Genomic DNA, 11,372 nt, shown 5'->3' with positions numbered 1-11,372 from the left:
GCGGTCAGCGCTGCTGCGGCGGTTTCGCCGGCAGGATCAGGGCGTAGCGGCGGGCGTACACGCTGATCAGCAGGATCAGGGCGATGAACACGAATGCGCCGCCCAGGACGGCGAACATGATTCCTGCTTCGGAGTCGTCGGTGGTGTTCGCCAGCACGATGCCGCCGACCAGACCGATCAGGCCCAGCCCGCCGATGACTGCGGACGTGATCATCGAGGTGCGGAAGGCCCGCGGAGCGAAGTGCGTGGGGCGCACGCGGCCCCGGTCCAGCACGTAGTGCGCCCAGCGCGTTCCCGTCCACCAGCGCAGCACAGCGCCGCTGACGACGTACCAGCCGGCTCCGGCGGCATCCGCCTCACCGGGGAAGGGCCGCAGCTCGGCGTCCACGGACGGGGCGGTCGTGGGCGGCGGAACCCGGCGACGCGCGTGGTCGCGACCGGCGCCGACGAACCACACGATCGAGATGGCGAACCACACGATGGACAGCGCGCCCATGCCGGGATTCAGCAGTCCCATGAACAGGTTCATCAGGGCGATCAGCGCGAACATCCCGCCAAGCACCCAGCCCATTCCCGGAGGCTCCACGGCATAGGCGTCGGCCCGCACCCGGCCGTTCTTGAGCTTGTAGGCGGTCCAGTCCACACCGTTCCACCAGCGCGTCTGCCCCGACGGCGGGAAGGCGTACCAGCCCATCGGCGGGGTGACGACCTGCGCTGCCGCGGACTGCGGGTGGACCGTGGGCTGCGGCGTCGGCGCGAACTGCGGGGCGGCGGCGAACTGGGCGCCGCCGGTGGTTGCGAACGGGGCGCCGGGCGCGGCGAACTGCAGATGCTGCGGCGCGGGGGCCTGCGGGATCGCGGGCGCCTGCGGGATCGCGGGGGCCTGCGGGACTGACGCCTGCGGGATCGACGTCTGCGGAGCTGAAGGCGTCTGAACCGAAGGCGTCTGCGGGATCATCGGGGCCGCCGGCGCCGCCACCTCGCGCTCGTACGCGGTCCACTGCAGTCCGTCCCACCAGCGCTCACGCCCGGGAACCCCGGCCGGATACCATCCCGGCTGCGCCGCCATGCTCGTCCTCTCCGGTTCGGCCGAGCGGCCTCCCCCTGCGCTCGATCGTACAAGCCCGCGCGCCTGGGCTCCGCCGTCCCGTGGACGCGCGAGGTGGCTCGCGCCGAGCACCCCGCGCCACCGAGCCCGGCTCATCGGCGACCTCAGTCCAGATCGATGCGTCCATTCACCGCGATCATCATCTGCGGCCCCGCGCCTATGGTGAGCTTCATGGACGTGCGACTTCTGGAGACACTCGGCCGGTTCAACGCGGCGCATCCCTGGTCGCACAACGACGCGTACTCGGGGTTCGTTCTCCGGCATGCCCGGGCCGTCCGCCGCGCAGGAGGCGACACCGCCGTGGATGTCGGGTGCGGCACGGGAAACCTGTTGAGGCGGCTCGCTCGGGTGTTTCCCGTAGTGATCGGAATCGAGCCGGACGCGCCATCCGCGGCGATCGCCGAAGCGCGGGCGGCATCTCCACAAGTGCGCATCGATGTCCGTGCTTTCGGGACGGAGCCCCGGAACGCCTACGATCTCGTCGTGTTCGTGGCGTCCCTTCACCACATGTCGCTCGACGCGGCGCTGACGACCGTCCGCGATTCGCTGCGCCCAGGAGGGAGGTTGGTCGTAGTCGGAATCGCGAAGGAGACGCCGAGCGACGGGCTGCGCTCCGCCGTGTCGATGGCCCTGAATCCGATCATCGGCCTGCTGCGCCATCCCCGCCGGGCGGTCCGCCATCCCGAGCACATGACCTCGCCCGTAGCCGAGGCGTCGCAGACCTTCGAGGACATCCGTGCCGCAGCGTCCGCCGTGCTTCCTGGCATCCGAATGCGTCGGCGGCTCTTCTGGCGCTACACCGCGTTCTGGATCGCACCGCAAGGGTGACCGTCCGTCGGACGCTCGGATCTGCGCCAACCCATGCACACGAAAGGTGCGTCGGTACGGGGTGGGCGCCGTCACGGACGCGTCCGGAATGACGCGGTCAGTCCCAGAGCGCGCGAACCCGATCAGCGAGTGCCATACCCTGTTCGTGCCCCGAGCGTGCCGCGGGCGCGCGCAGCGACGGGTCCATCGCGTTCGCCCCGAACAGCCGCTCGTCGTCCGGGAACACCGTCTCGACGTGGCTTCCGGCGGCGTGCAGAGCCGCGATCTGATCCGCGAGGTGCAGGCCCCACTCCTTCGGCGAGCGCGTGCGCCCTCCGAACGGCGAGAGCACGAGCACACGCTGATACCCCGCCGCCAGATCGGCGTTGTCGGCGTTCGTGCGGTAGCCGCCGTCGATGTAGCGGTCTTCGCCGATGCGGTGCGGCAGGCCGCTCGAGGTGCTCGCGGCAATGGCATCCGCCAGGTCGACTCCGCTGTCACGGTCGAACAGCACCGGATCCCCCGTGCGCGCATCGACCGCGGTGATCACGATCCGCCTGTCCGGCCACTCCTGCGCGGGGAGTCGCGAGGCGCACACCTCGCGCCAGCGCCGCGCGGCCGTTCCGTCGTCGGACGCGTCCAGCTCCAGTGCCGAGGCGCCGAGGCGGCGGCGCATGTCGACGGCATCCGCGGATGCCGCGATGATCGCGGTCGTGCGCTCGAGATGATTCACGCGCGGAGGCCCGCCCGCGCCCCGCGTCGCAGGACCCGCCGGGGACCGTGGCGGAACAGGCGCGATGGTCGCCTCGTACAGCTCGCGCGGGTCTCCCGAGACCAGCTGCACGGCGGTCGTCGATCCGGCGGACGTGCCGACGATGAGATCGGCGTCCGTCACATCGACCCCGCGTTCGAGGAGCCCTGCGACGGTGCCGATCAGCCAGGCGTTACCCGCCGAACCCGCGCCGCCCAGGATGAGTGCCCTGGTGTGTGTGCTCATGCGGGGAAGACGCTAGCACGCAGGTGCTGCGACCGTCAGTCCCCTTCCTTGCCATCCGGCCCCGGACGAGGTCCCGTGCAGCGCGTTCCCGCCGCCTTCCCGGTAGCGTGGACGGATGCCGGAACGTCTGCTCGCACCCGAGGGGAGTCGCGTGCAGCTGGGCGAGTTCGACCACGGCGGGGCGACGCTCGTCTTCGAGGATTTCGGATCCGGCGCCCGCCCCGTCGTGCTGCTGCACGGCATCGGCATGGGCCGCAGCGTGTACATCGACCTGGTGCAGCGCCTGGGCGGCCGCGTGATCGGCATCGACCTCCCCGGATTCGGTGAGGCGCCCGAGCCGCGCAGGACGCTCACCATGGAGCGTCACGCCGACCTGGTGGCGGCGTTCCTCCGCTCCCGCGAGGTGGCGGATGCCGTGGTGCTCGGCCATTCGATGGGAAGCCAGGTCGCCGCAGAGGTCGCGGCGCGGCATCCGGACGTCGTCTCCGCGCTGATCCTGGCCGGACCCACCGTGGACAGCACCGCGCGCACCATCCGGGTGCAGTTCGGCTACCTGCTTCGAGACCTGATCGGCGAACGGCCGACCGTGCTGTGGCGCGGCGCGCGCGAGTACCTGCGCGGCGGTCCGCACCTCATCCGCAAGATGCGCGCGACCATCGTCCACGAGCCCGAGAAGGCGTACCCGCGAGTGCAGGTGCCGACGCTCGTGCTGCGCGGCCAGCGCGACCCGCTGGCGCCGATGACCTGGTGCCACGAGATCGTGGAACTGGTGCCGGATGCCCGGTTCGAGGAGATCCCCGACCATGGCCACGGCACCCTGATCAGCGACGTCGGCCCTGCGGCCGAGAAGATACGCGACTTCGTGGGCGGGCTCTGAGTCAGCCGGCGGCCATAACTCCGGAGAACCGCCCCTTTCTCTGCCCAGTTCTCCGCGCAACGGCAGTCTCGCGCGCAGATCTCCGGAGTTGTGGCGCTCGCTGCTCGCCGACACGAGTGCCGAAGGCCTCCACAACCGCTTTGACGGCCTCCTTCACCTCGTTTGGCCGTCCGAAGATGTCCGAAGCAAGCGGACGGATGGTGACATATCCGAGTTCCGCAGCCGCGAGATCTCGGCGACGGTCGTCGACCTGCTTTTCCCAGCCTTCATGGAACTCACGACTGTCGCACTCGATGACGAGCCAGCCCTCAACAACGAAGTCGACCCGACCGACTCCGGGCAGTCGTACCTGAGTCTCATATGACAACCCGAGCGAGCGGAGCAGCAGTCGCATGAACGTCTCCGGCCCCGATTCCGCCGACGAGTCGATCAGCGGCGACAGCACCTGGAAGCGAAGAGGAAGTGTCCGGAAGATCGACTCGACCTCCGCCGACGTCAGCAGTCGATGATGCAGGACACTGTCGAGCGTGGCGATGGCGGCCCTCGGCGTCTGACATCTGACCGATTGGCGCACAGCATCCCACAGCGAGACCACATGTGATTGGCCTTCCCTCTGGCATTCTCCCCAGTGCAGCACTGCCGAGTCAGGTCGGCGATGTCGACTACGTGACAGATGCGGCGGCATGTGGATGTGCACCTCGGCGCGCTCCAGCACGAAGACGCCGATCAGCCGTAACAGCGTCAGGCACGTGACACGACCGCCCGACCGCACCGCCTCGACGACTTCATTCGGTACCTCTTTGCTGACGTATGCACCGCGGCGCAACCGCATGAGGCGCCCCTCGCGCACGCTCGCCGTCACCCTTTGAGTGGTGAGACCAGCCGCCCGAAGGTCATCACGGCTGAGGACTCTGATCCCCTGAATTGCAGCGAGTCGCTCGCGAGGGCTGGGGTCGGATCTCGGCATGCACGCGATCTTGACGGACGGAGGCAACTCCGTCCGGCTCGAATCCGGCGGATGTGGACAGGTTCGCGTGACTTCCGTCCTGTGCAGGAGCAGTCGTCATCGCCATAACTCCGGAAAAATGCCGCCGAAGCCCGCCCGTAGACGCGCACCCGGGCCGATCGGCTTCAGATCTCCGGAGTTATGGCGACCGCGCGCCTCAGCCCGCGGCGGGCGGCGTCGTCTTGGAGTCCGCGTACTCGTCGACGATGAGCCCCTGGTGGTCGACCGTGCCGTTGCGGTACGCCTGGCGGCCCACCATGTGCGCCGACAGCGGCGCCGTGGCGAACTGCAGCAGGATCACCGGGATCACGATGAGCAGGCCCAGCAGCATCCCGCCGATGGTGCGCTGCGCGACCGCGATCGCCAGGCAGATCAGCACCAGGCCGAGCACCTGCGGCTTGGTGGCGGCGTGCAAGCGGCTCGGCACGTCGCGGAAGTGCAGCAGCCCGACAGCGGCCGACAGGCACAGGATCGCGCCGATCAGCACCAGCACCAGCACGATCGCATCCGCGACCGGCTGGGGCAGGGCGATCTCGAGGAACGAGGTCATGGTCAAGGTCATGGTGCCGTGTTGTCCCTCCGCGCGACGTACCGGGCCACCGCGATCGAGCCGAACACGGCGACGGCCGCGATGATGAGCATGACCGGGACGTTGCGCATGTGCCCGTTGATCGCCATGTCGGCGCCGAGCACGCACATCACCTCGGTGAGCAGCACGTCGGAGGCCACCGTGCGGTCGAGGATCGACGGGCCGCGCACGATGCGGATCACGCTCAGGATCGCGGCCAGGCCGAACACGACCATGATCGCGATGAACAGGATGTCGTTCATCGGGCGCCTCCCCTCTTCTCGTCCGCCTTCAGCGCCGCGTACTGCTCGGGCGTCCCCACGGCGCGCACGATGCGGCGCTCCCAGCGCAGCACCTCGTCGCGGAACGCATCCACGTCGGTGCGGCTGCGCACGCCGATCACGTGCAGGTACAGGATGCGGCGGTCGCGATCGCTCTCGACCACCAGCGACCCCGGGATGAGGGATGCCGTGACGGCGACGTGCGTGGTGACGATGTCGTCGGCGTATCGCAGCGGGATCTCGACGATCGCGGCGCCCGGCTGGCGCCGGAAGTCGAACACCTGGATGGCCACGCTGATGGCGCCCAGCACCACCGCGCCCAGGAACCGCACGATGAACACCAGCGAGTACCAGACGTTGATGCGGCCGACGAGCTCGACGGTCGGCAGGCGGAACACGCGGGTCACGAAGATCGCGACCAGGATGCCTGTGACCAGCGCCAGCGGAGTGAACTGGTGCCAGAGCAGCATCCAGATCAGGATCAGCCACAGCATGAACGGCAGCTGTAGCAGGATGTCGCGCAGCAGGCCGCGCTTGGTCAGGTGCTTCGATTCGGGGCTCATCCGGCCTCCTCATCGATCTGCTGCAGCGTGATCGGCTGGAGCAGGCCCGCGCCGATCCGGTCGCACAGCGCGTACAGCGGGCCGGCGAACACGGTCAGGGCGATCGTGACGGCGACCATGCCCGCCGTCGCGACGGTCATGATCGCGGGGATGCGGCGGGTCTCGGTCTGCACGTCGGCGTCCGGCGCGTTGCCCAGGTAGCCGACACGGCCCTCGATCTCGGCGAGGTCGTCGCCCTCGCGCCAGAACGCCAGGTTCCAGGCGCGCATCAGCGCGTACAGCGTGAGCAGCGAGGTGAGGATGCCGCCGAGGATCAGCACGATCATCAGGGGCGTGCCCACCTGCGCAGCCGACTCGAACAGCGCGACTTTGCCGATGAAGCCGGAGAAGGGCGGGAGGCCGCCCAGGTTGATCGCCGGCACGAAGTAGAGCACGGCCAGCAGCGGCGCCGCCTTCATCAGGCCGCTGACCCTGAGGATCGAGGTGCTGCCCGCCTTGCGCTCGATGAGACCGACGGCCAGGAACAGCGTGGTCTGCACGACGATGTGGTGCACGATGTAGTACACCGTGGCGCCGATCGCGGCCTCGGTCGCGATGGCCAGGCCGAAGATCATGTATCCGACGTGACTGACCAGGGTGAACGACAGGATGCGCTTGAGCTCGGCCTGCGCGACGGCGCCCAGCACCCCGATCACCAGCGTGGCCAGGGCCACGATCAGCAGCAGAGTGTTGATGTCGCTGCTCGCGAAGAGCTGCGTCTCGGTGCGGATCAGGGCGTACACGCCGACCTTCGTCAGCAGGCCGGCGAACACCGCGGTGACCGGCGCCGGGGCCGTGGGGTACGAGTCGGGCAGCCAGAACGACACCGGGAAGATGGCGGCCTTGATTCCGAACGCGATCACGAGCATCAGATGCAGGACGAGCTGGGTCTCCGTCGGCAGCTGCGCGACGCGCTCGGCGACCTGCGCCATGTTCACGGTGCCGACGGCGCCGTAGATCATCGCGATCGCGGCCAGGAACAGGATCGACGAGACCAGCGACACGACGATGTAGACCGCACCTGTGCGGATACGCGATTCGGTGCTGCCCAGCGTGATCAGCACGTACGAGGCGACCAGCAGGATCTCGAACCCGACGTAGAGATTGAACAGGTCGCCGGCGATGAACGCGTCGAAGATGCCCGCAGCGAGGATCAGGTACGTCGGATTGAAGATCGAGATCGGCGTCTCCTCGACGCCGTCCGCGGCACCCTGACCGATCGAGAACAGCAGCACCGCGAGCAGCACGATGCTCGAGACGAGCACGAGCAGCGCGGCGAGCCGGTCGACGTACAGCACGATCCCGAACGGCACGGGCCAGCCGCCGACCGACACCGCGAACGGCTTGTCGGCTGCATCCACCGCCACCAGCAGCACCGCGCCGATGATCGAGACCGCAGCCAGGGTGGCCGCCGTCACCAGCATCTGCAGGCGCGGGTTGCGGCCGAACACGAGCGTGACCGCGGCGCCGAGCAGCGGCAGCATCACGATGAGGGGAACGAGCGAGGTCATGGGCGGTCCCCTTCGTCTCGCTGCGCTCGCTCAGGACGGCGCCCTTCGTCGTCATCGCCCGCGGTTCCCGCGGGTCGGGGCGAGGGATCCGGAACGTCCATGGGGGCGTCGTCGTCGATGGATGCGTGATCGCGCATATGCAGCACGGTGATCGGCGAGGTGGCGGTCCCGACGAAGTCGGTGGTGGCCTCCTCCTCGTCGGGCGAGGACTCGTCTTCGAACAGCTCCTCCTCGGCATCCGTCCGCTCGCGCAGCGCGATGTCGTCGACGTCGTCCTCGACGGTGTCGGCCTGGCCCAGCTGCCAGGAGCGGTAGATGAGCGCCAGCAGGAAGGCCGACACCGCGAAGGTGATCACGATGGCGGTGAGCGTGAGCGCCTGCGGCAGTGGATCGCTGATCGCGCCCTCCTCGCCGAAGAACGGCGCCTTGCCCGGGACGCCCATCACGATCAGCAGCAGCAGGTTGGTGGCGTTGCCCAGCAGCAGGAAGCCGATCAGCACGCGGGTCAGGCTGCGCTCCATCATGGCGTAGACGCCGGCGGCGAACAGCACGGCCATGATGATGATCAGGGTCAGCGAGACGTCCATCAGCGCTGCACCCCCTTGCCGCCGCGCTCGGTGGCGGGCTGGAAGCGGCCGCGGCGCTCGGCGGCCTGTCTGTCGACCTCGGCGCCCAGGCTGCGCAGCACGTCGAGCACCAGGCCGATCACGACCAGGTACACGCCGATGTCGAAGACCGTCGACGACACGAACTCCAGGTGGCCGAGCAGCGGCACGTCGGCTAACCAGACCGCGCTCTCCAGCGGCGCCATGCCGAAGAACATGGGCATGAGCGCCGCGCCCACGGCCAGGATCAGGCCGAAGCCGAGCAGACGACCGGCATCCGTCGGCGCCGCAGCTCCCAGCTCCCAGCGGCCGCCGGCGATGTAGCGCATCACCAGCGCCATGCCGGCGACGAGTCCGCCGGCGAAGCCGCCGCCCGGGCCGTTGTGCCCGGCGAAGAGCAGGTAGATGGACACCACGATGATGGTGTGGAACAGCACCCGCACGATGACCTCGAGCAGGATCGAGCGGTCCTCCGCCTTGATCCGCTGGCCGCTGACCAGCCAGGCGCGCGGCGCGTCGCGGTTCTCCGACGTCTGGAAGCGCGGGCCGTCGGCGGTCTCGACCATCGGGCGGCGCGCGGTGCGGCGCCGCGCGGTCTGCGGCAGGTCGCGGGTCGTCGAGGGCAGATCCGCCCGATGCGTGACGAAGACGAGGGATGCCACGCCGGTGGCGGCGAGCACCAGCACGCTGAGCTCGCCCATCGTGTCCCAGCCGCGCAGATCGACGAGCGCCACGTTCACGACGTTCTTGCCGTGCCCGAGGTCGTAGGCCAGCTGCGGGAACTCCACCGAGATCGGGTCGAAGATGCGCGCCTGCGTCGCGACGATCGCGACCAGGGCCATGGTCACGCCGACGCCGATGGCCAGGACGGCGCGCGGGACGCGTCCGACGGATGCGTTGTGCTTCCCCATCCGCGAGGGCAGCCGCCTCAGCACGAGCGCGAAGGTGACCATGGTGACGGTCTCGACGAGGATCTGCGTCAGCGCCAGATCGGGAGCGCCGCTGGTCGCGAACAGCACCACCATGCCGAGGCCGGTGACCGAGACCAGCACCACGCCGGTGTAGCGCTTCTGCGCGCGCACGGCGATGACGCCGGCGACGGCCATGATCGGTGCGACGACGATCTGCACCGGCGTGTGCCAGGCCGAGAGGGCGAGCCGCTCGGGTGCCGCGCCGACGAGGGCGGTGGCCTCCGCGGCGAGCAGCACCACGAAGATCGTGCCCACGTACAGCGGCAGCGAACCGCGCTGCGTCAGGCTCGTGGTCAGTACCGAAAGACGGTCGACGCCGCGCATGGTCAGGTAGTAGACGTCGGCCGCGGTGAAGCGCAGCAGGCGCGGCCAGCGGTGCCAGCCGGAGCGGATGCTGAGCACGAACGTCCCGATGCCCAGGGCGATCGCGCCGATGGACAGGAACAGGGCCGGCTCGAATCCGTGCCAGAGCGCGAGGTGGCCGGGGTCGGCCGCCTCGTGGCCCGAGCCCGTCGAGGGATCCACGCTTCGCGCGTACCCCTGCAGCGCCACGTCGACTGCCGGGGCTCCGATGCCCGCGGCGATGCTGAGGCCCGCCAGGACGATCGGCGACGCCAGGAAGCCAACCGGCGGATCCGGCCATGCCGTCTCGGGCATATATGCGCCGGAGGCATCCTTCTTCCGCCAGAAGGCGCCCCAGAGGAACCGGCATCCGTACGCCACCGTCAGCACCGCGCCGAGAGTGACGCCGATCAGCCCGACCCAGCCCCAGGCCGATCCGTGCTGCGCGTCCTCGAGCAGAGCAGTGAGCGTGGACTCCTTCGCGACGTACCCGATGGTCGGGGCGACGCCCATCATCGAGGCCACCGAGATGAACGCCGCGGTCGCCATCACCGGCGCCTGGCGCCCGACGCCGGAGAGCTCGGTGATGTCACGCGTGGAGAGCTGGCGGTCGATCACGCCGACGATCAGGAACAGCGCCGATTTGAACAGCGCATGCCCGATGACCAGGGCGAGTCCGGCCAGAGCCGCACCGGGCGTGCCGAACCCGATCACGACCGAGAAGAAGCCCAGCTGGCTGACCGTGCCGAACGCGAGGATGCGCTTGAGGTCGGTCTCGCGGAGGGCCTGGATGCCGCCCAGCAGCATCGTGAGGACGCCGAGCGAGATGACGATCGGACGCCAGGGCGCGGAGAGCGCGAAGATCGGCGCGAATCGGGCGATCAGGTAGATGCCGGCCTTCACCATGGCGGCCGCGTGCAGGTAGGCGCTCACGGGCGTGGGCGCCGCCATCGCACCGGGCAGCCAGAAGTGGAACGGGAAGATCGCCGACTTCGACACGGCGCCGATCAGCAGCATCACGACCGCGGCATCCACGATCGGTCCGGTGGGCGCGAGCTCCAGCAGTTCGCGGATGCTGGCCGTGCCGGCATCCACGACGAGCAGCACCGCGCCGACGAACAGCACGAGCCCGCCCAGCGTGGTGACCAGCAGCGCCTGCAGCGCGGCACGGCGGCTGGCGGCGCGCCGCCGGTAGTGGCCGATGAGCAGGTACGACAGGATGCTGGTGACTTCCCAGAACATCACGAGCATGATCAGGTCGTCGGTCAGGACCAGCCCGTACATGGCGCCCGCGAAGCCGAGCAGCACGCCCGCGAACTGGCCGACCTCGACCCCGTCGTCGTGGAAGTACCACCGGCAGTAGAGCAGCACGAGCGCGCCCACGCCGGTGACGATGAGGGTCAGCACCCAGCCGAGCACATCCATGCGCATGGAGAGGTGCAGACCGAGCTGCGGGATCCACTCGTAGTCCTGGAACGGAACCGTCTTCGGGTCCAGCACCTGCGGAGTGAGCGTGAGCGCGTGCACGAATGCGGCGGCCGGAACCAGCGCGCCGATCACGAATGCCTGTGCTCCGAGCCAGCGCACCAGAACGGGGAGAAGCAGCGACCCGATCAGGAACACGGCGAGGAGCAACAGCATAAGCGGCTCCTCAAGCTCGTCGGGGCCTTCCGGCACGGGCGGGCGAATCTCCGTCC

Annotated in this window: 11 protein-coding genes; 2 read left to right on the top strand and 9 right to left on the bottom strand. The window is 69.3% G+C overall.

Annotated elements, in window-relative coordinates; genetic code table 11:
- Nucleotides 1-4: 4 nt before the first annotated feature.
- The gene (locus BGN97_RS05725; protein ID WP_292698800.1) at nucleotides 5-1,069 is read right to left on the bottom strand and encodes a DUF2510 domain-containing protein; all 1,065 of its coding nucleotides are present in this window, start codon (nucleotides 1,067-1,069) and stop codon (nucleotides 5-7) included.
- A gap of 216 nt (nucleotides 1,070-1,285) precedes the next feature.
- On the opposite strand from BGN97_RS05725, the gene BGN97_RS05720 reads away from it, so the two are divergent.
- Nucleotides 1,286-1,936 carry a class I SAM-dependent methyltransferase gene (locus BGN97_RS05720; RefSeq protein WP_292698798.1) on the top strand — a complete coding sequence of 217 codons (651 nt, stop codon included), beginning with the start codon at nucleotides 1,286-1,288 and terminating at the stop codon, nucleotides 1,934-1,936.
- Nucleotides 1,937-2,033: 97 nt separating this feature from the next.
- Here the strand turns inward: BGN97_RS05720 and BGN97_RS05715 are convergent, their stop codons facing one another.
- Entirely contained in the window at nucleotides 2,034-2,912 is an 879-nt protein-coding gene (locus BGN97_RS05715) for a patatin-like phospholipase family protein (protein ID WP_292698796.1), read from the bottom strand.
- Nucleotides 2,913-3,027: 115 nt separating this feature from the next.
- Here BGN97_RS05715 and BGN97_RS05710 point away from each other — a divergent pair, with 115 nt between their 5' ends.
- Nucleotides 3,028-3,789 carry an alpha/beta hydrolase gene (locus BGN97_RS05710; protein ID WP_292698794.1) on the top strand — a complete coding sequence of 254 codons (762 nt, stop codon included), beginning with the start codon at nucleotides 3,028-3,030 and terminating at the stop codon, nucleotides 3,787-3,789.
- 1 nt (nucleotide 3,790) lies between these two features.
- On the opposite strand, the gene BGN97_RS05705 is transcribed toward BGN97_RS05710, so the two are convergent.
- The 7 genes from BGN97_RS05705 to BGN97_RS05675 form a co-directional block, all read right to left on the bottom strand.
- Nucleotides 3,791-4,756, bottom strand: coding sequence for a type IV toxin-antitoxin system AbiEi family antitoxin domain-containing protein (locus tag BGN97_RS05705; RefSeq protein ID WP_363331407.1), 966 nt, complete (start codon nucleotides 4,754-4,756; stop codon nucleotides 3,791-3,793).
- Between the two features lie 196 nt (nucleotides 4,757-4,952).
- The gene (mnhG, locus tag BGN97_RS05700) at nucleotides 4,953-5,345 is read right to left on the bottom strand and encodes a monovalent cation/H(+) antiporter subunit G (protein ID WP_292699026.1); all 393 of its coding nucleotides are present in this window, start codon (nucleotides 5,343-5,345) and stop codon (nucleotides 4,953-4,955) included.
- 8 nt (nucleotides 5,346-5,353) lie between these two features.
- Complete coding sequence (locus BGN97_RS05695) at nucleotides 5,354-5,626, bottom strand: monovalent cation/H+ antiporter complex subunit F (protein ID WP_292698790.1); 273 nt, start codon at nucleotides 5,624-5,626, stop codon at nucleotides 5,354-5,356.
- Nucleotides 5,623-6,207 carry a Na+/H+ antiporter subunit E gene (locus BGN97_RS05690; RefSeq protein ID WP_292698788.1) on the bottom strand — a complete coding sequence of 195 codons (585 nt, stop codon included), beginning with the start codon at nucleotides 6,205-6,207 and terminating at the stop codon, nucleotides 5,623-5,625. Before BGN97_RS05690 ends, BGN97_RS05695 begins: the two co-directional genes overlap by 4 nt.
- The gene (locus BGN97_RS05685) at nucleotides 6,204-7,757 is read right to left on the bottom strand and encodes a Na+/H+ antiporter subunit D (protein ID WP_292698786.1); all 1,554 of its coding nucleotides are present in this window, start codon (nucleotides 7,755-7,757) and stop codon (nucleotides 6,204-6,206) included. The genes BGN97_RS05690 and BGN97_RS05685 overlap by 4 nt, the downstream gene beginning before the upstream one ends.
- A complete protein-coding gene (locus tag BGN97_RS05680; protein ID WP_292698784.1) occupies nucleotides 7,754-8,344 on the bottom strand; it encodes a Na(+)/H(+) antiporter subunit C in 591 nt (196 codons plus the stop codon). Before BGN97_RS05680 ends, BGN97_RS05685 begins: the two co-directional genes overlap by 4 nt.
- The gene (locus tag BGN97_RS05675; RefSeq protein WP_292698782.1) at nucleotides 8,344-11,316 is read right to left on the bottom strand and encodes a Na+/H+ antiporter subunit A; all 2,973 of its coding nucleotides are present in this window, start codon (nucleotides 11,314-11,316) and stop codon (nucleotides 8,344-8,346) included. The genes BGN97_RS05680 and BGN97_RS05675 overlap by 1 nt, the downstream gene beginning before the upstream one ends.
- Nucleotides 11,317-11,372 lie beyond the last annotated feature (56 nt).

The sequence above is a fragment of the Microbacterium sp. 69-10 genome (assembly GCF_001897945.1).
GTDB lineage: Bacteria > Actinomycetota > Actinomycetes > Actinomycetales > Microbacteriaceae > Microbacterium.
Note: the sequence above shows the minus strand (reverse complement) of the source record. Positions and strands in the feature narration are given on the sequence as shown.